Source organism: Stenotrophomonas sp. SMYL89 (assembly GCF_036319985.1).
In the GTDB taxonomy this organism is placed as follows: domain Bacteria; phylum Pseudomonadota; class Gammaproteobacteria; order Xanthomonadales; family Xanthomonadaceae; genus Stenotrophomonas; species Stenotrophomonas maltophilia_Q.
In genome coordinates this window covers 1-24,338 of the sequence record NZ_JAWIRW010000007.1, presented here as the reverse complement: position 1 = coordinate 24,338, position 24,338 = coordinate 1, and the positions used below count along the sequence as shown (strand labels likewise).

The window sequence follows — 24,338 nt, the reverse complement described above, 5'->3', positions numbered from 1 at the left end:
GAAAACAATCGGGGCCGTGGACAAAAAATAGCCGCGCCCGGAAACGCCTGCGGCGGAATGCTTCCGCCCACTTGTCCACACCAAGTTCCCATCGCTTTCCACGTGCAGTGTGGAAAACCCGCGTGGACCGCTCCGGTAGTCGCCCACCTGGGTGGGCGCGTGGCAGATCAGTGCCCACCAAGATGGGCATCTACCAGAGCCAGGTTCCCAAACAACAAGGCCCGCCAATGGCGGGCCTTGTCGTCCACGTTCTGCAGTGCGGCGTGCCTTACAACGCGCTGCCGCCAAACTTGTGGGTGTACTGCAGGTTGATGGTGCGGCCGATGCTGTCGAACCAGGACACGTCGTAGTACGGGTAGGCGGTGTAGGTGGCGTCCTTCGGCGGCATCTTGTTGAACACGTTGACCACTGCCAGCGACAGGCGCGAATGGTCGTCGAAGCGGTACTGCACCGAGGCGTTGTAGCGGTACGTCGCCTTCACGTACGGGCTGTCGCCGCTGTCCCAGTCGAACGACTGGTCGTAGTTGTCCGAAGTCGGCAGCTTGCCCAGGCGCGAGCCGTAGACCGTGGCCGACCACGCGTCCTTCTCCCAGGTCACGCTCAGGCTGGTCTTGGTGCGCGGGATGTCGAAGCCGCTGTTGACCGCGAACTGGTCCAGGGTCGGATCGCCGGGGTAGCGCTGGAAATCGTGCTTCTTCACCCAGGTGTGGGTGCCATTGAGGATGAAGTCGCCGATGCCTGTCTGCACGCGGTAGCGCAGGCCGACATCAATGCCGGAGGTGGACTCGCGGGCAACGTTGATCGGGGCCACGCGCACGCCATACAGGCGGCCGTCGCTGGTGCGGGTGATGCGGTCGAGTGCATCCACGCAGGTCGGCGAGTTGATGTCCGCGCTGCCGAGCCGGCAGTTCGCTTCGTTGGCCAGGATGGTGCGCACATCCATGTCCTGCACCTGCTTGCGCATGTCGATGTCGAACCAGTCCACCGACAGGTCCAGGCCGATCGCCGGCGACCAGACGAAGCCAGCGCTCCACGAGGTGCTGGTTTCCGGGTCGAGCTGGCGGTTGCCGGTGCGGCTGCGGATCAGGTTGCGCTCGTAGTCGGAGCAGTCGCTGGCGCCGTCGGCACGGCAGCTGTACAGGTCCTCGGCAGTGGTCTCGTCGTTGCCGGGGCCGGCGAACACGTAGTGCAGGTCCGGTGCGCGGAACGCCGTGCCATACGAACCACGTACCAGCAGGGTGTCGATCGGGCGCCATTCCAGGCCGCCGCTCCAGGTCGCCTTGCCGATGGTGTGGCCCGAATAGCGATACTGGTCGTAACGGCCGGCCACGCTCAGGTTGACCGTCTCGTGCAGCGGCATGCGCAGCTCGGCGGCGGTCGCCCAGCGGTTGCGCGAGCCCTGGCCGTCCGAGTCCTTCCAGCTGTAGTAGTAGTACTGGGTGGCCAGGGGATCGGGATTCAGCGCGTAGGCCTGCTGGCCCACTTCCACGGTCGCGGCAAAACCGGCATCACCGCCCGGCAGGCCGAACAGCGACGAGTTGGTCAGGGTGAACGCTGCCGTCTCGGTGCGCGACTTCGGCGAATAGGTGGTGCGTGCGGCAATCGAATCGTACTCGGCGCGGGTCAGCGGCCGGTACAGCCGCGACGGGTCTGCGTTGTAGATCGGGAAGCCGTCATCGTCCACGCCCAGCTGCGGGCCCAGGAAGAGGTCATTGGCCTTGGCGGCGATGATCTGCGCCCAGCTGATCCGTGACTGGTACTGCGAGTGGCTCAGTGCCGCTTCGTAGTCCCAGTTGCCAGTCAGGTTGCCCTTGAAGCCGGTGGTCACGCTGAAGGTCTTCTGCGTGCTGCGTACCATCGCATTGCGCAGGCCGCCCATCTCCTCGGGCGAGAACTGGCGCTGCCAGAACTCGATCTCGCCGGTGGCCTGGTTGTTGAAATAGCCCGACTCATCGCCGTTGGCATCCATCCGGCCCCACTTGGTGACATCGCGCATCAGCGACATCGTGTGGTAGCCCAGCTGCACGTCGGCAAACCACTGCTGGCCATTGTCGAAGTCGTAGCTCAGCGATGCGTAGCCGTTGGCTCCACGGCGCTTGCTGAGGATGGTGCCGTAGCCGATCGACGCGTCGCTGCCGCAGTAGTAACCGTACTTCGGACGGTAGGCGCGGTAGGTGCTGCCCTGGTTCTGCCCGGCCAGGGCTTCGCAGGTGGCGGCACCCGGGTCCAGGTAGTTGTCGTCGTAGTCGGTGCGCAGGTAAGCGCGGCGCGCGATGCGCGAGCCCTCGCTGGGGCCGTCCTGGGTCGAATCCTGGATGTCGCGCTCATAGGCCCACAGCGGGGTCTGCGACTGCAGCTCGACGCTGTACACGGCGTTGAAGTTGCCGCGGCTGAAGCCGCTGGCCAGGCTCATGTCGAACGACTCGCCACCGCCTTCGCTGGTGGTGCCCACGCGCATGTCGATGGTGGTGCCGTCGGCCTTCTTCTTCAGGATGAAGTTGACCACGCCGGCGATCGCGTCCGAGCCGTAGATGGCCGAGGCGCTGCCGGTCAGCACTTCGATGCGCTCGATCATGCCCAGCGGGATGTTGGAGACGTCGGTGAAGTTGCTGCGGCCCTTGAACGGCATCGGGAAGTCGGCGATGCGGCGGCCGTTGACCAGTACCAGTGTGTGGTTCGGGCCCAGGCCGCGCAGGTCCACCTGCTGGGCGCCCGGCGAGAAGTCGGCGCCACTGGAGGACTGCTGGCTCTGCGTCTCACCGCCGTTCTGGGTCATCGCGCGCAGCACGTCCGGCACGGTGGTGAAGCCGCTGGAGCGGATCTGCTCGGCGCTGATCACCGTGATCGGGGCGGGGCCTTCCACCTGGGCACGCGGAATGCGCGAACCGGTGACCTGCACCGCGTCCAGTTGTTGAACCGAAGAGGAAGCCGGAGCCTGGGCCGCCGCGGAAGCAGCCACGCCCATCAACGCCAGCTGGATCGACCACGCCATCGCCTTTCTACGCATGAGGAATTCTCGGAAATGAAGCCGGCCCGCAGAGGAGGGGCCATGTCCCCCATTCAGATTTCCGGAATGGGCGCGCGCATTTAACGCCTTTTTCATGTCCTTGACTACTGGGTCTCTATCTGGCAAAGAGTGAAAACGCTTGCAAGTCGATTTTGTTCAGGGAGATCAAGATGCGACGCCCCCATAGCCCCTTGCGCGGACGCTTCCTCTGGCTGGCACTGCTGGTTCTGGCGTGGCCCCTTGCGGCCCTTGCAGAGGATCTGCAGGGGCCTGGCTTTGCCTATTACGAAGTGGGTGACCTGGAGGCGCCGAGGCCCGGTCCGCGCGCACCGGCGATGATGCTGATGGGCGGTGGCGAATGGGTGCCCGAGGCCTTCCAATGGTGGCTCCGGCAGGCCGGCAACGGCCGCGTGCTGATCCTGCGCGCTTCCGGTGACGATGAGCTGCAGGACCGGCTCTATCGCGAGATCGGTGGGACCACCGCGGTGCAGACCCTGGTCTTCGACAGTCGCCGCGGTGCGGACGATCCTGCCGTGTTGCGCGTGGTTGCCGCGGCCGATGCCATCTTCATCGCCGGCGGTGACCAGTCACGCTACATCCGTTTCTGGAAGGGCACCGCGCTCAACCGCGCGCTCAACGCACATGTGCGTGCAGGCAAGCCGATTGCCGGTACCAGCGCCGGACTGGCGATCCTCGGTGGCTATGCCTACGGCGCGATGGATGGTGGCAGCATCACCTCGGCCGGAGCCCTGGCGGACCCGATGGGCAGCGCGGTGACCATGGACAGTGGCTTCCTGCAGATGCCCTACCTGCAGCGCGTAGTCACCGACACCCACTTCGACAAGCGCGACCGGCTCGGTCGCCTGATCGTGTTCGTGGCGCGCGCCGCACAGGACAGTGGCGACCCCGATATCGTCGGCATCGGGGTCGACGAGGACACCGCTCTCTGCGTCGAACCGGATGGCCAGGCCCAGGTCTACAGTGCCGACGGCGAAGGCAAGGTCTGGGTGGTCAGCCCCGGGCGTGATGCGGACCGCCTGGTCGAAGGTGAGCCGTTGCGCTTCCATGCAGTGCCGGTGACGGTGGTCGCCAGCGGCAGCCGCATGCGCCTGGACGATTTCCAGGCCGAGGCCGATTACCAGGCCGTGGCCGACGTCAGCGACGGCGAGATTGAAGTCGTCCGTCAATAGCCGCGGTAGCGCCGGGCCATGCCCGGCGGCCCTGCCGCGCTGTGCCTTCCGCCGGGCATGGCCCGGCGCTGCCCGTGCATTCCAATCACTACACCTGCTGGAGACGTACCCGATGAAACTGCGCCTGGCGCTGTCCGCGCTGCTGTTCCTGCCGTTGCTCGCCCAGGCCGCACCGGCCACCTCGCCGCTGCTGGTCATCCATGGCGGCGCCGGCGTCGAGCGCAAGGACCTGTCACCGGCCGAAGAGAAGGCGGTACGTGAAGCGCTGCGGGCGGCGCTGCTGAAGGGGCATGCCGAACTGGCCGCGGGTCGCCCGGCGCTCGCTGCGGTCACCGCGGCGATCACCGTGCTGGAGGACGATCCCACCTTCAATGCCGGCAAGGGGGCGGTGTTCACCCACGACGGCCGCAACGAGCTGGATGCGGCGGTGATGGATGGCGCCACCCAGGCCGCGGGTGCGGTGGCCGGCGTGCAGCGGGTGCGCAACCCGATCCTGCTGGCGCAGGCCGTGATGCAGAAATCCAGGCACGTGATGATGGTCGGGCAGGGCGCAGAGGCGTTCGCGGTGGAACAGGGCATCACCCTGGTTGATCCGGCGTACTTCCGCACCGACAAGCGCTGGCAGCAGCTGCAGCGCGCGCTGAAGGAAGAGGCCAGCGGCCAGGCGCATGCCGACCTGGAGACCGCAAAGCACTTCGGTACCGTGGGTGCGGTCGCATTGGACGCGCAGGGGCATCTCGCGGCGGGCACCTCCACCGGCGGCATGACCAACAAGCGGTATGGACGTGTGGGTGATTCGCCGATCATCGGCGCCGGTACCTGGGCTGACGCGCGCTGCGCGGTGTCTGGCACCGGCTGGGGCGAGTACTACATCCGCAGTGCTGCCGCGCACGAGATCTGCGCACGCATGCGTTACCAGGGGCAGAGCCCGGAGCAGGCCGGCAAGGGCGTGATCAACGAGACGATCCCGCAGATGGGCGGCGATGGTGGTGCGATCGTGCTCGCCGCAGACGGAAAAATGGCCACGCCGTTCAACACCCAGGGCATGTATCGGGGCTGGATCGGCGCCGACGGAGTTCCCCATGTCGCAATTTTCGCCAGCGAGACCCTGCCGGTCCCCGGTCAATAACCTTGCGTATCAATGGGTTTGCGACAACGTGTGAAAAAGATGGAAAAAAGCGTTGACAGCCCCCCGTCCCATCAGCAGAATAAGCGGCTCACCACCACACACCGCAACGCTTCGGCGGCAACGGAATGGGGTGGTAAGGAGGGATACCCAAGCGGCCAACGGGGGCAGACTGTAAATCTGCTGGCTTACGCCTTCGGTGGTTCGAATCCACCTCCCTCCACCAGTTTCACGTTGTGACATTCCCGGCGCGGGAGTAGTTCAATGGTAGAACCTCAGCCTTCCAAGCTGATGGTGCGGGTTCGATTCCCGTCTCCCGCTCCATTGAATGAACTTTGAATATTATCGAGTTCATGTCATAATGCAAAACTCGGCTCACGTAGCTCAGTCGGTAGAGCACTTCCTTGGTAAGGAAGAGGTCGAAGGTTCGATTCCTTTCGTGAGCACCATCTTAAGCATCACCTCTCAGACGAATTCGAGATAAGCAGCCATGGCCAAGGGTAAGTTCGAGCGCACCAAGCCGCACGTCAATGTCGGCACCATCGGTCACGTCGACCACGGCAAGACCACGCTGACCGCCGCACTGACCAAGATCGGTGCCGAGCGCTTCGGTGGCGAGTTCAAGGACTACTCCTCGATCGACGCCGCTCCGGAAGAAAAGGCTCGTGGCATCACGATCTCGACCGCGCACGTCGAATACGAATCCCCGGTCCGTCACTACGCCCACGTCGATTGCCCGGGCCACGCTGACTACGTCAAGAACATGATCACCGGTGCCGCCCAGATGGACGGCGCGATCCTGGTGTGCTCGGCCGCTGACGGCCCGATGCCGCAGACCCGCGAGCACATCCTGCTGTCGCGTCAGGTCGGCGTGCCGTACATCGTCGTGTTCCTGAACAAGGCCGACATGGTTGACGACGCCGAGCTGCTCGAGCTGGTCGAGATGGAAGTGCGCGAGCTGCTGAGCAAGTACGACTTCCCGGGCGACGACACCCCGATCATCGCTGGTTCGGCCCGTCTGGCGCTGGAAGGCGACCAGAGCGACATCGGCGTGCCGGCCATCCTGAAGCTGGTCGACGCCCTGGACAGCTGGATCCCGGAGCCGGAGCGTGCGATCGACAAGCCGTTCCTGATGCCGGTGGAAGACGTGTTCTCGATCTCGGGCCGCGGCACCGTGGTGACCGGTCGTATCGAGCGCGGCGTGATCAAGGTTGGCGACGAAATCGAAATCGTCGGCATCCGTCCGGTGCAGAAGACCACCGTGACCGGCGTTGAAATGTTCCGCAAGCTGCTGGACCAGGGTCAGGCAGGCGACAACGCTGGCCTGCTGCTGCGCGGCACCAAGCGTGACGACGTCGAGCGTGGCCAGGTTCTGGCCAAGCCGGGTTCGATCAAGCCGCACACCAAGTTCGAAGGCGAAGTCTACGTCCTGTCGAAGGACGAGGGCGGCCGTCACACCCCGTTCTTCAACGGCTACCGTCCGCAGTTCTACTTCCGCACCACCGACATCACCGGCGCAGCTGCGCTGCCGGAAGGCGTCGAAATGGTGATGCCGGGTGACAACGTCAAGATGGTCGTCACCCTGATCAATCCGGTGGCAATGGACGAAGGCCTGCGCTTCGCCATCCGCGAAGGCGGCCGTACCGTCGGCGCCGGCGTGGTCTCGAAGATCATCGAGTAAGCCTGCAGTACCGGTGGTTGCATAGCGCCGCCGGTTACGCGAATGGCGGGCCGGGAACCTCGGTCCGCCTTCGCCGTCTAAGGGAAGGCAAGTTTCAAAACGTACGCCAGTAGCTCAATTGGCAGAGCAGCGGTCTCCAAAACCGCAGGTTGGGGGTTCGAGTCCCTCCTGGCGTGCCATCTGCCCACCTTATCCAGCGGCCTGGGCCGCTAAAGCAGACACAGCCTGATGAATAGCAAGATCGAACACTCCAAGGACAACTCCGCCAACGGTGGGGATATCGTCAAGTATGTCGCCGCATCGCTGCTGGTGCTGGCCGGTCTGTTCGTCTGGTTCTGGTTCTCCGCCGACTCCGGTCGCGCAACCCAGCTGGGTGCGTGGGCGGGTCAGCTGCGTGCGTTGGCGGTCGTAGTCGGTCTGGTTGGCGGTATCGGCGTGTTCATGCTGACCGGCAAGGGGCGCGACACCCGCGAATTCCTCTCCGAGTCGCGCTTCGAACTGCGCAAGGTGGTCTGGCCGACGCGCCAGGAAGCCATCCGCATGACCTGGGTCGTGATGGTGGTGGTGACCATTCTCAGTCTGTTGCTGGGTGGGTTCGATTACGTCATTCAGTGGCTGGTTCAGTTGTTCCTGAGCCGCTAAGGAGAATTGCATGAAGCGTTGGTACGTCGTTCACGCCTATTCGGGCTTCGAGAAGTCGGTGGCGCAGGCTCTGCGCGATCGCATCGTCCGTGACGGCATGGAAGAGCGCTTCGGCGATGTCCTGGTCCCGACCGAAGAAGTGGTCGAGATGCGCGCTGGCCAGAAGCGCCGTTCCGAGCGCAAGTTCTTCCCGGGTTACGTGCTGGTCCAGATCGAGACCCACGAAGAAGCCGGTATTCCGCGCATCGACAACGAAAGCTGGCACCTGGTCAAGGAAACCCCGCGCGTGATGGGCTTCATCGGCGGTACTGCCGACCGCCCGCTGCCGATCGCCGATTCCGAGGCCGAGGCCATCCTGAACCGTGTTCAGGAAGGTGTCGAGAAGCCGCGTCCGAAGGTGCTGTTCGAGCCGGGCCAGATGGTTCGTGTCACCGATGGCCCGTTCAACGATTTCAACGGTGTCGTCGAAGAAGTCAACTACGAGAAGAGCCGTCTGCGCGTCTCGGTGCTGATCTTCGGCCGTGCCACCCCGGTCGAGCTCGAGTTCGGCCAGGTCGAAAAGGCCGTCTGACCCGTCCTGTAGAGTCGAGCCATGCTCGACTCCAGGGTCTGGATGGTGTGGCAGTCGAGCATGGCTCGACTCTACAAAGGGAGCCGGGCCTTGCCCGGTTTCTTCTGTTTACGTGCCGCTTCAGGCATGTGAAGGAAAAACCTGATATAGTGCGCGGCTCCCCGCTGGGAAGCCAGCAGGACGAGGCCGCCGCAAGGTGGCCTTCAGCATGATTTCAAAACGCGATGCCGGGACGCGTGATTCCCGGTCCGATGGGGAGCCTGTTGTCGAAAGGCGCTAGCACCCGGAGAGCATACTCATGGCAAAGAAAGTTGTCGGTTACATCAAGCTGCAGGTGAAGGCCGGTCAGGCCAATCCCTCGCCGCCGGTCGGTCCTGCGCTGGGTCAGCGCGGTCTGAACATCATGGAATTCTGCAAGGCGTTCAACGCTGCCACGCAGAAGCTCGAGCCGGGCCTGCCGGTTCCGGTGATCATCACGGCCTACTCGGACCGTACGTTCACCTTCATCACCAAGAGCACCCCGGCCACCACCCTGCTGAAGAAGGCCGCTGGCATCTCGTCGGGCTCCAAGCGCCCGAACACCGAGAAGGTCGGCAAGGTCACCCGTAAGCAGCTGGAAGAGATCGCCAAGGCGAAGGAACCGGATCTGACTGCCGCCGATCTGGACGCCGCCGTGCGTACCATCGCTGGCTCTGCCCGTTCCATGGGCCTCGTGGTGGAGGGTTAATAAGATGGCACAGACCAAGCGTGAGAAGGCCATCAAGGCCGCCGTCGTTCCGGGCAAGGCATACGCCTTCGAGGACGCGATCAATATCCTGAAGAGCGCCACCAAGGCCAAGTTCGTCGAGTCGATCGACGTCGCTGTGCGCCTGGGCGTCGATGCGAAGAAGTCCGACCAGCAGGTCCGTGGCTCCACCGTGCTGCCGGCCGGTACCGGCAAGTCGGTCCGCGTCGCCGTGTTCGCTCCGGCCGGTGCCAAGGCTGATGAAGCCCTGGCCGCTGGCGCCGAAGCCGTCGGTATGGATGATCTGGCCGAGAAGATGCAGGCCGGCGATCTGAACTACGACGTCGTCATCGCAACCCCGGACGCCATGCGCGTCGTCGGTAAGCTGGGCACCGTGCTGGGCCCGCGCGGCCTGATGCCGAACCCGAAGGTCGGCACCGTTTCCCCGAACCCGGGTGAAGCCGTGAAGAACGCCAAGTCGGGTCAGGTCCGTTACCGCACCGACAAGGCCGGCATCATCCACTGCACCATCGGCAAGGCCGACTTCGCCGAAGACGCGCTGAAGTCGAACCTGACCGCGCTGCTGCTGGACCTGATCAAGGCCAAGCCGGCTACCTCGAAGGGCACCTACCTGCAGAAGGTTTCGGTCAGCTCGACGATGGGCCCGGGCGTCACCGTCGACCAGTCGTCGCTGACCCTGAAGTAATTGTTTGAAGCGGTCACGGCGCCCCTGGTGCCGTGACCGTGACATTTGAAGGCATCGCTGGCAGTGCATCGCCCGCGGTAGCCGTCAAAGACCGCAGGCGCGGTCGTGGCACTACCGGCGACGGGCACGGAAGCTCGATCTGGCAAGGAGTCGCCGCCGGAGCCGTCACGAACGCTTAATCGATTCCCCGGAATCAACCTGCGTAGATGGTGCCCTTCTGGAGTTTTTCTGGTTCACGCATGTCTGGGATTTCCCTGATTGCCTCCAGGTCTGGAACGGCCCACCCCCCGGAACATCATCCCGATGTTCCCGGCGTCCAGGACGGATGCCGCACAGGACCGCACACGGCAGGAGCCGTAAGCGGAGTTCAATAGGAGGAGTGCAATGGCTCTCAATCTGTCCCAGAAGCAAGAAGTAGTCGCCGAGCTGGCAGACGTCGCCGCCAAGGCCCACTCCTTGATCGCAGCCGAATACGCTGGCACCACGGTCGCCCAGATGACCGCGATGCGCAAGCAGGCTCGTGAAACCGGTGTTTTCTTGAAGGTTGTCAAGAACACCCTGGCTTCGCGTGCCGTTGAAGGCACCGAGTTCGCAGTCGCCCAGGACCAGATGGTTGGTCCGCTGCTGTACGCGTTCTCGCTCGAGGAGCCCGGCGCTGCCGGTCGCCTGATCAAGGAAGCCGCCAAGGGCAACGACAAGCTGAAGGCTAAGGTCGTCGCCATCGGTGGCGAAGTGTTCCCGGCAAGCCACGTCGACGTGTTGGCCTCGCTGCCGACCCGCGATCAGGCCCTGGCCATGCTGGCCCGCGTCCTGACCGAGCCGGTCACGATGTTTGCCCGCGCCATCAAGGCCGTTGGCGAGAAGCAGGGTGGTGGCGATGTCGCCGCTGACGCTGCCGAGCCGGCCGCCGAGACCGCCTGAGTTTCGACTTACCGTGGTTCCTGACGGAACCTCAACCCAGAAAATCATCCAAAGGTATTAATCATGTCCCTTACCAACGAACAGATCGTCGACGCCATCGCCGAGAAGTCCCTGATGGAAGTGATGGAGCTGGTCAAGGCCATCGAAGAGAAGTTCGGCGTCTCCGCCGCTGCTCCGGTTGCCGTGGCTGCTGCCGCTGGCCCGGCCGCTGCTGTTGAAGAGCAGACCGAGTTCACCGTCACCCTGAAGTCGGCCGGCGACAAGAAGGTCGAAGTCATCAAGGCTGTCCGCGCCATCACCGGCCTGGGCCTGAAGGAAGCGAAGGACCTGGCCGAAGCCGGTGGCGTCCTGAAGGAAGGCGCTTCGAAGGAAGACGCCGAGAAGATGAAGAAGGACCTGGAAGCTGCTGGCGCGACTGTCGAAGTCAAGTAAGCAGTTACCTTGCATCGTCACCGATTCACGGCGATGCAGCCAAGGCTGGGGGCGTAAGCCCCCGGCCTTTGGTCGTTGTTGCGGTGTTGTGGATCCACGCCATGCGTGGATGTAATCGGTAGATCCACGCCATGCGTGGATGCAAGAAGCAGCAAAAAGCCCAACACGGGCTGCAGTCAAACCCCGGCCGGCCAGCGCAGCGCGCGGCAGCAGGGGCGTGGTAGCAGACGAGTTGGCAGTTGGAAGTAGCGGGAGAAGGCGTGCTGGTGCCGGCAATACCAGCGACTTCCAACTGACAATTTCAAGTTTCCTTCTGGGTCGTGGACGCACGGCCCGCACAACAAGGTGGAAGACCTCATGACGTCCTATTCGTTCACCGAAAAAAAGCGTATCCGCAAGGATTTCGGCAAGCAGCGCTCGATTCTCGAAGTGCCGTTCCTGCTCGCCATCCAGGTGGATTCCTACCGTGAATTCCTGCAGGAAAACGTCGATCCGGCCAAGCGCACGGACCACGGCCTGCACGCTGCGCTGAAGTCGGTCTTCCCGATCGCCAGCTACAGCGGCAATGCTGCCCTGGAATACGTCGGCTACAAGTTGGGCGAGCCGGTCTTCGACGAGCGCGAGTGCCGCCAGCGTGGCATGAGCTACGGCGCCCCGCTGCGCGTGACCGTGCGCCTGGTGATCTACGACCGTGAGTCGTCGACCAAGGCCATCAAGTACGTGAAGGAGCAGGAGGTCTATCTGGGCGAAATCCCGCTGATGACCGAGAACGGCACCTTCATCGTCAACGGCACCGAGCGCGTCATCGTCTCGCAGCTGCACCGCTCGCCGGGCGTGTTCTTCGACCACGACCGTGGCAAGACCCACAGCTCGGGCAAGCTGCTGTACAGCGCCCGCATCATTCCTTACCGCGGTTCCTGGCTGGACTTCGAGTTCGACCCGAAGGACGCGCTGTTCACCCGTATCGACCGCCGCCGCAAGCTGCCGGTGTCGATCCTGCTGCGCGCGCTCGGCTACAGCAACGAAGAGATGCTGGCCGAGTTCTTCGAGATCAACACCTTCCACATCAACCCGGACGAAGGCGTCCAGCTGGAGCTGGTGCCGGAGCGCCTGCGTGGCGAGACCCTGGGCTTCGACCTGGCCGACGGCGACAAGGTCATCGTGGAAGCCGGCAAGCGCATCACCGCGCGCCACATCAAGCAGCTGGAAGCCTCGGGCATCGCTGCCCTGGCCGTGCCGGACGACTACATCGTCGGCCGCATCCTGTCGCACGACGTGGTCGATGCCTCGACCGGCGAACTGCTGGCGCAGGCCAACGACGAGATCAGCGACGAGCAGCTGCAGAACTTCCGCAAGGCCGGTGTTGATGCGGTCGGCACCCTGTGGGTGAACGACCTGGATCGTGGCCCGTACCTGTCCAACACCCTGCGCATCGACCCGACCAAGACCCAGCTGGAAGCGCTGGTCGAGATCTACCGCATGATGCGTCCGGGCGAGCCGCCGACCAAGGACGCCGCGCAGAACCTGTTCCACAACCTGTTCTTCACCTTCGAGCGCTACGACCTGTCCGCGGTCGGCCGCATGAAGTTCAACCGTCGCGTGGGCCGCAAGGAAACCACCGGCGAAGCCGTGCTGTACGACAGCAAGTACTTCGGTGAGCGCAACGACGAAGAGTCCAAGCGCCTGGTCGCCGCCCATGGCGACAGCTCCGACATCCTGGACGTGATCAAGGTCCTGACCGAGATCCGCAACGGTCGCGGCGTGGTCGACGACATCGACCACCTGGGCAACCGTCGCGTGCGTTCGGTCGGCGAAATGGCCGAGAACGTGTTCCGCGTCGGCCTGGTCCGCGTCGAGCGCGCGGTCAAGGAGCGCCTGTCGATGGCCGAGTCCGAAGGCCTGACCCCGCAGGAGCTGATCAACGCCAAGCCGGTCGCCGCTGCCATCAAGGAGTTCTTCGGCTCCTCGCAGCTGTCGCAGTTCATGGACCAGAACAACCCGCTGTCGGAAGTGACCCACAAGCGTCGCGTCTCGGCCCTGGGCCCGGGCGGTCTGACCCGTGAGCGCGCCGGCTTCGAAGTGCGCGACGTGCACCCGACCCATTACGGCCGCGTCTGCACCATCGAAACCCCGGAAGGCCCGAACATCGGCCTGATCAACTCGCTGGCCGTGTACGCCCGCACCAACCAGTACGGTTTCCTCGAGACCCCGTACCGCAAGGTCGTGGACGGCAAGGTCTATGACGAAGTCGAGTTCCTGTCGGCCATCGAAGAAAACGAGTACGTCATTGCGCAGGCCAACGCCCTGACCAATGCCGACAGCGTGCTGACCGAGCAGTTCGTTCCGTGCCGCTTCCAGGGCGAATCGCTGCTGAAGCCGCCGGCGGAAGTCCACTTCATGGACGTCTCGCCGATGCAGACCGTGTCGATCGCGGCCGCGCTGGTTCCGTTCCTGGAGCACGATGACGCGAACCGTGCACTGATGGGCGCCAACATGCAGCGTCAGGCCGTGCCGACCCTGCGTGCGCAGAAGCCGCTGGTCGGTACCGGTATCGAACGCGCCGTGGCGCGTGACTCCGGTGTGACCGTGAACGCCCGCCGTGGTGGCGAGATCGTGCAGATCGACGCGGCCCGCATCGTGGTCAAGGTCAACGAGGAAGAGATCGTTGGCGCCACCGACGCAGGCGTGGACATCTACAACCTGGTCAAGTACACCCGTTCGAACCAGAACACCTGCATCAACCAGCGTCCGCTGGTCCAGGTGGGTGACGTCATCGCCCGCGGCGACGTGCTGGCCGACGGTCCGTCCACCGACATCGGCGAACTGGCCCTGGGCCAGAACATGCTGATCGCGTTCATGCCGTGGAACGGCTACAACTTCGAAGACTCCATCCTGCTCTCCGAGCGCGTGGTGGAAGAGGATCGTTACACCACGATCCACATCGAAGAGCTGACCTGCGTCGCGCGTGACACCAAGCTGGGGCCGGAGGAAATCTCCGCCGACATCCCGAACGTCTCCGAGCAGGCGCTGAACCGCCTGGACGAGAGCGGCGTGGTGTACATCGGTGCCGAAGTCCGCGCCGGCGACATCATGGTCGGCAAGGTCACCCCGAAGGGCGAAAGCCAGCTGACCCCGGAAGAGAAGCTGCTGCGCGCGATCTTCGGCGAGAAGGCTTCGGACGTGAAGGACAGCTCGCTGCGCGTTCCGCCGGGCATGGACGGCACCGTCATCGACGTGCAGGTCTTCACCCGCGACGGCATCGAGAAGGACAAGCGCGCCCGCCAGATCGAAGAATCTGAAATCAAGCGCGTCAAGAAGGACTTCGACGACCAGTTCCGCATCCTGGAAGCCGCCATCTACATGCGTCTGCGTTCGCAGATCGTGGGCAAGGTGGTCAACGGTGGCGCTGGCCTGAAGAAGGGTGACGTGATCACCGACGCCTTCCTGGACGGCCTGAAGAAGGCTGACTGGTTCGCCCTGCGCATGAAGGACGAAGACGCTTCGGAAGCCATCGAGCGCGCGCAGAAGCAGATCCAGGCGCACGAGAAGGAATTCGAGCGTCGCTTCGCCGACAAGCGCGGCAAGATCACCGCCGGCGACGACCTCGCCCCGGGCGTGCTGAAGATGGTCAAGGTGTTCCTGGCCGTGAAGCGCCGCATCCAGCCGGGCGACAAGATGGCAGGCCGCCACGGCAACAAGGGTGTGGTCTCCAACGTGGTGCCGGTCGAGGACATGCCGTACATGGCCTCGGGCGAGACCGTCGACATCGTGCTGAACCCGCTGGGCGTGCCGTCGCGTATGAACATCGGCCAGATTCTGGAAGTGCACCTGGGCTGGGCGGCCAAGGGTCTGGGTCGCAAGATCCAGGCGATGATGGAAGCCCAGGCCGCCGTTGCCGACCTGCGCAAGTTCCTGGACGACATCTACAACCACGACGACACCAACGTGGCCAACCGTGTCGACCTGTCGCAGTTCAGCGACGAGGAACTGCTGCGCCTGGCCCGCAACCTGACCGACGGCGTGCCGATGGCCACCCCGGTGTTCGACGGCGCCACCGAAGCGGAAATCAAGCGCATGCTGGAACTGGCCGACCTGCCGAGCAGTGGCCAGACCCAGCTGTACGACGGCCGCACCGGTGAAGCGTTCGATCGCCACACCACCGTTGGTTACATGCACTACCTGAAGCTGAACCACCTGGTCGACGACAAGATGCACGCCCGTTCGACCGGTCCGTACTCGCTCGTTACCCAGCAGCCGCTGGGCGGCAAGGCGCAGTTCGGCGGCCAGCGCTTCGGTGAAATGGAAGTCTGGGCGCTGGAAGCCTACGGCGCGGCCTACACCCTGCAGGAAATGCTGACGGTGAAGTCCGATGACGTGCAGGGCCGCAACCAGATGTACAAGAACATCGTCGACGGTGAGCACGAGATGGTCGCGGGCATGCCGGAATCCTTCAACGTGCTCGTGAAGGAAATCCGCTCGCTGGCCATCAACATGGAACTGGAAGACAACTGATCCATGCCGGCGCGGCGGCCTCAACCGCCGCGCCGCTGGCAGTCAACTGAAAGCCCATCGACACAGCATTCCTCCTTCTGGAGAACACCATGAAAGACCTGCTCAACCTCTTCAACCAGCAGCGCCAGACGCTGGACTTCGACGCGATCAAGATCGCGCTGGCCTCGCCGGACCTGATCCGTTCGTGGTCCTTCGGCGAAGTGAAGAAGCCGGAAACCATCAACTACCGTACCTTCAAGCCGGAACGCGACGGCCTGTTCTGCGCCGCCATCTTCGGCCCGGTGAAGGACTACGAGTGCCTGTGCGGCAAGTACAAGCGCATGAAGCACCGCGGCGTGGTCTGCGAAAAGTGCGGCACCGAAGTGACCCTGGCCAAGGTGCGTCGCGAGCGCATGGGCCACATCGACCTGGCCTCGCCGGTCGCGCACATCTGGTTCCTGAAGTCGCTGCCGTCGCGCATCGGCCTGATGCTGGACATGACCCTGCGCGACATCGAGCGCGTGCTGTACTTCGAAGCCTACGTGGTGACCGAGCCGGGCCTGACCGCCCTGGAGCGCCGCCAGCTGCTGACCGAAGAACAGTACCTGCAGGCCCGCCAGGAGCACGGTGACGACTTCGACGCCGCCATGGGCGCCGAGGCCGTGTACGAACTGCTGCGCACGATCGACCTGCAGTCGGAAATGACCCGCCTGCGCGAGGAAATCGCTGCTACCGGTTCGGAAACCAAGCTCAAGCGCCTCACCAAGCGCATCAAGCTGATCGAAGCCTTCCTGGAATCGGGCAACCGTCCGGAATGGATGGTCATGACCGTGCTGCCGGTGCTGCCGCCGGACCTGCGTCCGCTGGTCCCGCTGGATGGCGGCCGCTTCGCGACCTCCGACCTGAACGACCTGTACCGCCGCGTCATCAACCGCAACAACCGCCTGCGCCGCCTGCTCGAACTGAGCGCGCCGGACATCATCGTGCGCAATGAAAAGCGCATGCTGCAGGAATCGGTCGATGCGCTGCTGGACAACGGCCGTCGTGGCCGTGCCATCACCGGCACCAACAAGCGCCCGCTGAAGTCGCTGGCCGACATGATCAAGGGCAAGCAGGGTCGCTTCCGCCAGAACCTGCTGGGCAAGCGCGTCGACTACTCGGGCCGTTCGGTCATCGTGGTCGGCCCGTACCTGCGCCTGCACCAGTGCGGCCTGCCGAAGAAGATGGCGCTTGAGCTGTTCAAGCCGTTCGTCTTCGCCAAGCTGCAGCGCCGTGGCCTGGCCACCACCATCAAGGCCGCCAAGAAGCTGGTCGAGCGCGAAGAAGCCGAAGTCTGGGACATCCTGGAAGAGGTCATCCGCGAGCATCCGGTGATGCTGAACCGTGCGCCGACCCTGCACCGTCTGGGCATCCAGGCGTTCGAGCCGGTGCTGATCGAAGGCAAGGCCATCCAGCTGCACCCGCTGGTCTGCACCGCGTTCAACGCCGACTTCGACGGTGACCAGATGGCCGTCCACGTGCCGCTCTCGCTGGAAGCCCAGCTGGAAGCGCGTGCGCTGATGATGTCGACCAACAACATCCTGTCGCCGGCCAACGGCGAGCCGATCATCGTGCCGTCGCAGGACGTCGTGCTGGGTCTGTACTACATGACCCGCTCGCTGGAAAACAAGAAGGGCGAGGGCATGGCCTTCGCCAACATCGCCGAAGTGAAGCGTGCCTACGACAACCGCGTGGTGGAACTGCACGCGCGCGTCAAGGTCCGCATCACCGAAGTGGTGACCGACGAAGACGGCGTCAAGCAGAACAAGACCTCGATCGTGGACACCACGATCGGTCGCGCCCTGCTGGCTGAAATCCTGCCGGAAGGCCTGCCGTTCGCGCTGGCCAACACCGAGCTGACCAAGAAGAACATCAGCCGCCTGATCAACTCCAGCTACCGCCAGCTGGGTCTGAAGGACACGGTCGTGTTCGCCGACAAGCTGATGTACACCGGCTTCGCCTACGCGACCCGCGCCGGCGTCTCGATCGGCATCGACGACATGCTGATCCCGGACGAGAAGAAGGGCATCCTCACCGAGGCCGAAGCCGAAGTGCTGGAAATCCAGGAGCAGTACCAGTCGGGTCTGGTCACCGCCGGCGAGCGCTACAACAAGGTGGTCGACATCTGGTCGCGCACCAACGAGCGCATCGCCAAGGCGATGATGGACACCATCGGTACCGAGAAGGTGGTCAATGCCAAGGGTGAGACCATCGACCAGAAGTCGATGAACTCGCTGTACATCATGGCCGACTCCGGTGCGCGTGGTTCGCAGGCGCAGATCCGTCAGCTGGCCGGCATGCGTGGCCTGATGGCGCGTCCGGACGGCTCGATCATCGAGACGCCCATCAAGGCGAACTTCCGCGAAGGCCTGAACGTGCAGGAGTACTTCAACTCCACCCACGGTGCCCGCAAGGGTCTGGCCGATACCGCGCTGAAGACCGCGAACTCGGGTTACCTGACCCGTCGTCTGGTCGACGTCGCGCAGGACGTGGTGATCACCGAGGTGGATTGCGGTACCACCGAAGGCCTGATCATGACCCCGATCGTGGAAGGCGGCGACGTGGTCGAGCCGCTGAAGGACCGCGTGCTGGGTCGCGTGGTTGCCGAGGACGTGTTCCTGCCGGGCAACGACGAAGATCCGATCGTCACCCGCAACACCCTGCTGGACGAAGCCTGGGTTGCCAAGCTGGAAGATGCCGGCGTGCAGACCATCAAGGTCCGCTCGACCATCTCCTGCGAATCGGCCTTCGGTGTCTGCTCGCGCTGCTACGGCCGCGATCTGGCCCGTGGCCACCTGGTCAACATCGGTGAAGCGGTCGGCGTCATCGCCGCCCAGTCCATCGGTGAGCCGGGTACCCAGCTGACCATGCGTACGTTCCACATCGGTGGTGCGGCGTCGCGAGCTGCTGCGGTCGACAACATCACCGTCAAGACCACCGGCTCGGTCAAGTTCAGCAACCTCAAGTCCGTCGAGCATGCCAACGGCTCGCTGGTGGCAGTGTCGCGCTCGGGCGAAATCTCGGTGCTCGATGCCCACGGCCGTGAGCGTGAGCGTTACAAGCTGCCGTACGGTGCGACCATCACGTCCAAGGACGGTGATGCGATCAAGGCTGGCCAGACCGTGGCCAACTGGGATCCGCATAACCACCCGATCGTGTCGGAAGTGGCCGGCTTCATCCGCTTCATCGACTTCGTCGACGGCATCACCGTCATCGAGAAGACCGACGAGCTGACCGGCCTGGCGTCGCGCGAAATCACCGATCCGAAGCGTCGTGGCACCCAGGCCAAGGACCTGCGCCCGATCGTGCGCATCGTCGACGCCAAGGGCAACGACCTGTCGATTCCGGGCACCGACCTGCCGGCGCAGTACCTGCTGCCGCCGCGCTCGATCGTCAACCTGCAGGACGGCGCTGCCGTCGGCGTGGGTGACGTGGTCGCCAAGATCCCGCAGGAAGCGTCGAAGACCCGCGACATCACCGGTGGTCTGCCGCGCGTGGCCGATCTGTTCGAAGCGCGCAAGCCGAAGGATCCGGCGGTGCTGGCCGAGCGTTCGGGCATCATCAGCTTCGGCAAGGACACCAAGGGCAAGCAGCGCCTGATCATCAAGGACACCGATGGTTCGGAGCACGAAGAGCTGATCCCGAAGTACCGCCAGGTCATCGTCTTCGAAGGCGAGCATGTCACCAAGGGTGAAACCATCGTGGACGGCGAGCCGAGCCCGCAGGACATCCTGCGCCTGCTGGGTGTCGAACCGCTGGCCGCCTACCTGGTGAAGGAAATCCAGGACGTGTACCGCCTGCAGGGCGTGAAGATCAACGACAAGCACATCGAGGTGATCACCCGCCAGATGCTGCGCAAGGTCGAGATCACCGACCAGGGCAGCAGCAAGTTCCTGAACGGCGAACAGGTGGAGCGCCAGCGCGTTATCGAGGAGAATGCCCGCCTTGCAGCCCGCAACGAGCTGCCGGCGCACTTCGATCCGGTCCTGCTGGGTATCACCAAGGCCTCGCTGGCGACCGAATCGTTCATCTCGGCCGCGTCGTTCCAGGAAACCACCCGCGTGCTGACCGAAGCGGCCGTCCGCGGCACCTCGGACAACCTGCGTGGCCTGAAGGAAAACGTCATCGTGGGTCGCCTGATTCCGGCCGGTACCGGCCTGGCGTACCACAGCAACCGCCGTCGCGGCGCTTCCGGTCTCACCGAGTCGGAAATGCAGACCCTGGCCGGCACCCCGGCCGCGGTCGAGGCACCGGTGGTTGAAGCTGAAGCTGAACAGGCTTCGGGCGAAGAATGAGGTATCCGGTCCGGCCACAAGGCCGGACCACCCATCGGTTCATCGATGGGATTGGGAAAGGGCAGGGTGGGCCACTCACGGTTCACCCCGCCAACCTGAACGGGGTACATGGAGGCCCCCCAGTAACGTTCCGGGATCAGGAACGGGCTTGACAGGAGGCGTTTGACTGCTTTCCTGGCAGGTTGCTACAATCGTCTGTCTCAGCAGGCCAGAATTTTGGCCTGCTTTAACATTTCCGCATCTCTGGTCGGATTTTCCGGCCACCAATCAGAAGAACCTACTGATGGCGACGATCAACCAGCTGGTCCGCAAGCCGCGGCAAGCGACCACCTACAAGAGTGCCTCGCCGGCGCTCGACAAGTGCCCGCAGCGCCGTGGCGTCTGCACCCGTGTCTACACCACCACTCCGAAGAAGCCGAACTCGGCTCTGCGCAAGGTTGCCAAGGTCCGCCTGACCAACCAGGAAGAAGTGATTTCCTACATCGGTGGTGAAGGCCACAACCTGCAGGAGCACTCCGTGGTCCTGATCCGCGGCGGTCGCGTCAAGGACCTGCCGGGTGTGCGTTACCACACCGTTCGTGGCTCGCTCGACGCCGCCGGCGTTGCCAAGCGTCGCCAGGCCCGTTCCAAGTACGGCGCCAAGCGTCCGAAGGCATAAGGAGAGAGCACTATGTCGCGTAAGGGTAATACTCCGCAGCGTTCCGTCCTGCCCGATCCGAAGCACGGAAGCGAAACCATCGCCCGCTTCATCAACATGGTCATGCAGAGCGGCAAGAAGTCCGTCGCCGAAAAGATCGTGTACGGCGCCATGGACGTGATCACCGAGAAGAACAGCAGCGCCAACGCCATTGAACTGGTGCAGAAGGCTCTGGACAACGTCGCTCCGGCGGTCGAAGTCAAGTCGCGCCGCGTCGGTGGTGCGACCTACCAGGTGCCGGTCGAAGTGCGCTCGTCGCGCAAGATGGCCCTGGCCATGCGCTGGCTGATCGACTCCGCGCGCAAGCGTGGTGAGAACACCATGCCGAAGAAGCTGGCTGCTGAACTGATCGACGCCTCGGAAAACCGTGGTGGCGCCATCAAGAAGCGCGAAGAAACCCACCGCATGGCCGAAGCCAACAAGGCCTTCGCCCACTACCGCTGGTGAGTTTGACGGCCTTGTAAAACAGGCAGGGCAGCACCACTTCGGTGCGTGCTGCCTCGCGGTCCCAGAAAGACTGCGCCAATCCGAAGGCCGCCGAAAGGCGGCGTTCGGCCATCCGAAATCCAAGAAATCTGAGAGGCTCCCGTGGCCCGTTCCACTCCCATCGAGCGTTACCGTAACTTCGGCATCATGGCTCACATCGATGCCGGCAAGACCACCACGTCCGAGCGCATCCTGTTCTACACCGGCAAGAGCCACAAGATCGGTGAAGTGCATGACGGCGCCGCCACCATGGACTGGATGGAGCAGGAGCAGGAGCGTGGCATCACGATCCAGTCCGCTGCCACCACCGCGTTCTGGAAGGGCATGGACAAGTCCCTGCCGGAGCACCGCTTCAACATCATCGACACCCCCGGGCACGTCGACTTCACCATCGAAGTGGAGCGCTCGCTGCGCGTGCTCGACGGTGCCGTCTTCGTCCTGTGCGCCGTCGGTGGCGTGCAGCCGCAGTCGGAAACCGTGTGGCGCCAGGCCAACAAGTACCACGTGCCGCGCATCGCGTTCGTCAACAAGATGGACCGCACCGGTGCCAACTTCCAGAAGGTTGTCGGCCAGCTGAAGGCCAAGCTGGGCGCGGTTGCCGTGCCGATGCAGCTGCCGATCGGCGCTGAAGACAACTTCAAGGGCGTCGTCGACCTGCTGAAGATGAAGGCCATCCACTGGGATGAGGCTTCGCAGGGCATGAAGTTCGAGTACAGCGACATCCCGGCTGATCTGCAGGCGGCTGCGGAAGAGGCTCGCCAGTTCATGGTCGAGACCGCTGCCGAAGCCAGCGAAGAGCTGATGGAAAAGTATCTGGGCGGCGAAGAGCTGGCCGAGGCCGAAATCATCAACGCGCTGCGTACCCGCACCCTGGCCACCGAGATCGTGCCGATGTACTGCGGCTCGGCCTTCAAGAACAAGGGCGTGCAGGCCATGCTGGACGGCGTGATCCAGCTGCTGCCGTCGCCGGTCGACGTGCCGGACGTGAAGGGCGTGGACGTTGACGACGACACCGTCGAAATGACCCGCAAGTCGGACGACAAGGCGCCGTTCTCGTCGCTGGCCTTCAAGATCATCACCGACCCGTTCGTCGGCGCGCTGACCTTCTTCCGTGTCTACTCGGGCACTCTGAACGGTGGCGACACCGTGCTGAACTCGGTGAAGGGCAAGAAGGAGCGCATCGGCCGCATCCTGCAGATGCACTCGAACAACCGCGAGGAAATCAAGGAAGTTCTGGCTGGTGACATCGCCGCTGCCGTGGGCCTGAAGGACACCACCACCGGTGACACCCTGTGCGCCGTGGACGCCCCGATCATCCTGGAGCGCATGACGTTCCCGGAGCCGGTGATCTCGATGGCCGTCGAGCCGAAGACCAAGTCGGACCAGGAAAAGATGGGTCTGGCCCTGGGCCGTCTGGCGCAGGAAGATCCGTCGTTCCGCGTCAAGACCGACGAAGAATCCGGCCAGACCATCATCTCGGGCATGGGCGAGCTGCACCTGGACATCATCGTCGACCGCCTGAAGCGCGAGTTCAACGTTGAAGCCAACGTCGGTGCGCCGCAGGTGGCCTACCGCGAAACCATCACCCTGGCCGACGTCAAGTCGGACTACAAGCACGCCAAGCAGTCCGGTGGTAAGGGTCAGTACGGTCACGTCGTGATCGAGCTGTCGCCGATCACCGCTGAAGATCGTGCCGATCCGAAGCTGGCTCCGGCCATCAAGGACGACTTCCTGTTCATCAACGACATCACCGGCGGCGTGATCCCGAAGGAATTCATTCCGTCGGTTGAAAAGGGCCTGCGCGAAACCATCACCAGCGGTCCGCTGGCTGGCTTCCCGGTCGTGGACGTCAAGGTGAAGCTGGTGTTCGGTTCGTACCACGACGTCGACTCCTCGGAAATGGCGTTCAAGCTGGCTTCGTCGATGGCCTTCAAGCAGGGCTTCGCCAAGGCCAAGCCGGTGCTGCTGGAGCCGATCATGAAGGTCGAGATCGTGACCCCGGAGGATTACCAGGGTGACGTGATGGGCGACGTCAGCCGTCGTCGCGGCGTGCTGCAGGGTTCCGACACCACCGGTGACGGTTCGGCCAGCATCATCAACGCGATGATCCCGCTGGGTGAAATGTTCGGTTACGCCACTGCACTGCGTTCGCAGACCCAGGGCCGCGCCACCTTCACCATGGAATTCGATCACTACGAGCCGGCGCCGACCAACATCGCCGAAGCCGTCATGAAGAAGGGCTGAGCCTCGCTCAGCCTCTCTTGAAACCACTTACGAACAATCAAGGTATAGAACAATGGCAAAGGGTAAGTTCGAGCGCACCAAGCCGCACGTCAACGTCGGCACCATCGGTCACGTCGACCACGGCAAGACCACGCTGACCGCTGCACTGACCAAGATCGGTGCCGAGCGCTTCGGTGGCGAGTTCAAGGATTACTCCTCGATCGACGCCGCTCCGGAAGAAAAGGCTCGTGGCATCACGATCTCGACCGCGCACGTCGAATACGAATCCCCGGTCCGTCACTACGCCCACGTCGATTGCCCGGGCCACGCTGACTACGTCAAGAACATGATCACCGGTGCCGCCCAGATGGACGGCGCGATCCTGGTGTGCTCGGCCGCTGACGGCCCGATGCCGCAGACCCGCGAGCACATCCTGCTGTCGCGTCAGGTCGGCGTGCCGTACATCGTCGTGTTCCTGAACAAGGCCGACATGGTTGACGACGCCGAGCTGCTCGAGCTGGTCGAGATGGAAGTGCGCGAGCTGCTGAGCAAGTACGACTTCCCGGGCGACGACACCCCGATCATCGCTGGTTCGGCCCGTCTGGCGCTGGAAGGCGACCAGAGCGACATCGGCGTGCCGGCCATCCTGAAGCTGGTCGACGCCCTGGACAGCTGGATCCCGGAGCCGGAGCGTGCGATCGACAAGCCGTTCCTGATGCCGGTGGAAGACGTGTTCTCGATCTCGGGCCGCGGCACCGTGGTGACCGGTCGTATCGAGCGCGGCGTGATCAAGGTTGGCGACGAAATCGAAATCGTCGGCATCCGTCCGGTGCAGAAGACCACCGTGACCGGCGTTGAAATGTTCCGCAAGCTGCTGGACCAGGGTCAGGCAGGCGACAACGCTGGCCTGCTGCTGCGCGGCACCAAGCGTGACGACGTCGAGCGTGGCCAGGTTCTGGCCAAGCCGGGTTCGATCAAGCCGCACACCAAGTTCGAAGGCGAAGTCTACGTCCTGTCGAAGGACGAGGGCGGCCGTCACACCCCGTTCTTCAACGGCTACCGTCCGCAGTTCTACTTCCGCACCACCGACATCACCGGCGCAGCTGC

General features: G+C 63.8%; 16 protein-coding genes and 4 tRNA genes. 19 read left to right on the top strand and 1 reads right to left on the bottom strand.

The genetic code is table 11. The annotated features are described in order from the left end of the window. Positions 1 to 268: 268 nt before the first annotated feature. Positions 269 to 3,007: a TonB-dependent receptor gene (locus V3B41_RS10610; RefSeq protein WP_049432724.1), complete on the bottom strand. Its 2,739-nt coding sequence runs from the start codon at positions 3,005 to 3,007 to the stop codon at positions 269 to 271. A gap of 170 nt (positions 3,008 to 3,177) precedes the next feature. On the opposite strand from V3B41_RS10610, the gene V3B41_RS10605 reads away from it, so the two are divergent. The 19 genes from V3B41_RS10605 to tuf (V3B41_RS10515) all read left to right on the top strand — a co-directional run. Continuing rightward, on the top strand, positions 3,178 to 4,197 hold the full coding sequence (locus V3B41_RS10605; protein WP_049432749.1) for a cyanophycinase: 1,020 nt from the start codon (positions 3,178 to 3,180) through the stop codon (positions 4,195 to 4,197). Positions 4,198 to 4,309: 112 nt separating this feature from the next. Continuing rightward, positions 4,310 to 5,326, top strand: a complete 1,017-nt coding sequence (locus V3B41_RS10600; protein ID WP_049432722.1) for an isoaspartyl peptidase/L-asparaginase — start codon at positions 4,310 to 4,312, stop codon at positions 5,324 to 5,326. Positions 5,327 to 5,463: 137 nt separating this feature from the next. Next, a tRNA-Tyr gene (locus tag V3B41_RS10595) sits at positions 5,464 to 5,549 on the top strand. 24 nt (positions 5,550 to 5,573) lie between these two features. Continuing rightward, positions 5,574 to 5,647, top strand: a tRNA-Gly gene (locus tag V3B41_RS10590). Between the two features lie 49 nt (positions 5,648 to 5,696). Next, positions 5,697 to 5,772: transfer RNA gene (locus tag V3B41_RS10585), tRNA-Thr, on the top strand. Positions 5,773 to 5,813: 41 nt separating this feature from the next. Continuing rightward, the gene (gene tuf, locus V3B41_RS10580) at positions 5,814 to 7,004 is read left to right on the top strand and encodes an elongation factor Tu (RefSeq protein WP_004154360.1); all 1,191 of its coding nucleotides are present in this window, start codon (positions 5,814 to 5,816) and stop codon (positions 7,002 to 7,004) included. Between the two features lie 103 nt (positions 7,005 to 7,107). Beyond that, a tRNA-Trp gene (locus V3B41_RS10575) sits at positions 7,108 to 7,183 on the top strand. A gap of 49 nt (positions 7,184 to 7,232) precedes the next feature. Beyond that, a complete protein-coding gene (gene secE, locus V3B41_RS10570; RefSeq protein WP_005408202.1) occupies positions 7,233 to 7,646 on the top strand; it encodes a preprotein translocase subunit SecE in 414 nt (137 codons plus the stop codon). 10 nt (positions 7,647 to 7,656) lie between these two features. Further along, positions 7,657 to 8,217, top strand: a complete 561-nt coding sequence (nusG, locus tag V3B41_RS10565; RefSeq protein ID WP_004154362.1) for a transcription termination/antitermination protein NusG — start codon at positions 7,657 to 7,659, stop codon at positions 8,215 to 8,217. Between the two features lie 298 nt (positions 8,218 to 8,515). After that, positions 8,516 to 8,944: a 50S ribosomal protein L11 gene (gene rplK, locus V3B41_RS10560; RefSeq protein ID WP_004145248.1), complete on the top strand. Its 429-nt coding sequence runs from the start codon at positions 8,516 to 8,518 to the stop codon at positions 8,942 to 8,944. Positions 8,945 to 8,948: 4 nt separating this feature from the next. Then, the gene (gene rplA / locus V3B41_RS10555; protein WP_004154350.1) at positions 8,949 to 9,647 is read left to right on the top strand and encodes a 50S ribosomal protein L1; all 699 of its coding nucleotides are present in this window, start codon (positions 8,949 to 8,951) and stop codon (positions 9,645 to 9,647) included. A 384-nt stretch (positions 9,648 to 10,031) separates the two neighbouring features. Further along, complete coding sequence (gene rplJ / locus V3B41_RS10550; protein WP_005408203.1) at positions 10,032 to 10,568, top strand: 50S ribosomal protein L10; 537 nt, start codon at positions 10,032 to 10,034, stop codon at positions 10,566 to 10,568. 63 nt (positions 10,569 to 10,631) lie between these two features. Further along, a complete protein-coding gene (gene rplL, locus V3B41_RS10545; RefSeq protein ID WP_005408204.1) occupies positions 10,632 to 11,000 on the top strand; it encodes a 50S ribosomal protein L7/L12 in 369 nt (122 codons plus the stop codon). Between the two features lie 357 nt (positions 11,001 to 11,357). Beyond that, positions 11,358 to 15,512 carry a DNA-directed RNA polymerase subunit beta gene (gene rpoB, locus V3B41_RS10540; RefSeq protein WP_049432754.1) on the top strand — a complete coding sequence of 1,385 codons (4,155 nt, stop codon included), beginning with the start codon at positions 11,358 to 11,360 and terminating at the stop codon, positions 15,510 to 15,512. An 89-nt stretch (positions 15,513 to 15,601) separates the two neighbouring features. Beyond that, on the top strand, positions 15,602 to 19,825 hold the full coding sequence (gene rpoC, locus V3B41_RS10535; protein WP_049432759.1) for a DNA-directed RNA polymerase subunit beta': 4,224 nt from the start codon (positions 15,602 to 15,604) through the stop codon (positions 19,823 to 19,825). 283 nt (positions 19,826 to 20,108) lie between these two features. Next, positions 20,109 to 20,483 (top strand): 30S ribosomal protein S12, encoded by a 375-nt coding sequence (gene rpsL, locus V3B41_RS10530; RefSeq protein ID WP_004145320.1) that lies wholly within the window; start codon positions 20,109 to 20,111, stop codon positions 20,481 to 20,483. 12 nt (positions 20,484 to 20,495) lie between these two features. Continuing rightward, positions 20,496 to 20,969, top strand: coding sequence for a 30S ribosomal protein S7 (rpsG, locus tag V3B41_RS10525; RefSeq protein WP_004145321.1), 474 nt, complete (start codon positions 20,496 to 20,498; stop codon positions 20,967 to 20,969). Positions 20,970 to 21,110: 141 nt separating this feature from the next. Continuing rightward, positions 21,111 to 23,252 carry an elongation factor G gene (gene fusA, locus V3B41_RS10520; RefSeq protein WP_014646050.1) on the top strand — a complete coding sequence of 714 codons (2,142 nt, stop codon included), beginning with the start codon at positions 21,111 to 21,113 and terminating at the stop codon, positions 23,250 to 23,252. Between the two features lie 52 nt (positions 23,253 to 23,304). Continuing rightward, the coding region (gene tuf, locus V3B41_RS10515; RefSeq protein WP_329861011.1) for an elongation factor Tu at positions 23,305 to 24,338 on the top strand (1,034 nt) is incomplete at its 3' end.

Coding starts and splice junctions, on each gene's coding strand:
- nusG (WP_004154362.1), top strand. CDS start 7,657: ATGAAGCGTTGGTACGTCGTTCACGCCTATTCGGGCTTCGAGAAGTCG.
- rplK (WP_004145248.1), top strand. CDS start 8,516: ATGGCAAAGAAAGTTGTCGGTTACATCAAGCTGCAGGTGAAGGCCGGT.
- tuf (WP_004154360.1), top strand. CDS start 5,814: ATGGCCAAGGGTAAGTTCGAGCGCACCAAGCCGCACGTCAATGTCGGC.
- rpoC (WP_049432759.1), top strand. CDS start 15,602: ATGAAAGACCTGCTCAACCTCTTCAACCAGCAGCGCCAGACGCTGGAC.
- rplA (WP_004154350.1), top strand. CDS start 8,949: ATGGCACAGACCAAGCGTGAGAAGGCCATCAAGGCCGCCGTCGTTCCG.
- V3B41_RS10605 (WP_049432749.1), top strand. CDS start 3,178: ATGCGACGCCCCCATAGCCCCTTGCGCGGACGCTTCCTCTGGCTGGCA.
- rplJ (WP_005408203.1), top strand. CDS start 10,032: ATGGCTCTCAATCTGTCCCAGAAGCAAGAAGTAGTCGCCGAGCTGGCA.
- rpoB (WP_049432754.1), top strand. CDS start 11,358: ATGACGTCCTATTCGTTCACCGAAAAAAAGCGTATCCGCAAGGATTTC.
- rpsL (WP_004145320.1), top strand. CDS start 20,109: ATGGCGACGATCAACCAGCTGGTCCGCAAGCCGCGGCAAGCGACCACC.
- rplL (WP_005408204.1), top strand. CDS start 10,632: ATGTCCCTTACCAACGAACAGATCGTCGACGCCATCGCCGAGAAGTCC.
- V3B41_RS10610 (WP_049432724.1), bottom strand. CDS start 3,007: ATGCGTAGAAAGGCGATGGCGTGGTCGATCCAGCTGGCGTTGATGGGC.
- secE (WP_005408202.1), top strand. CDS start 7,233: ATGAATAGCAAGATCGAACACTCCAAGGACAACTCCGCCAACGGTGGG.
- rpsG (WP_004145321.1), top strand. CDS start 20,496: ATGTCGCGTAAGGGTAATACTCCGCAGCGTTCCGTCCTGCCCGATCCG.
- V3B41_RS10600 (WP_049432722.1), top strand. CDS start 4,310: ATGAAACTGCGCCTGGCGCTGTCCGCGCTGCTGTTCCTGCCGTTGCTC.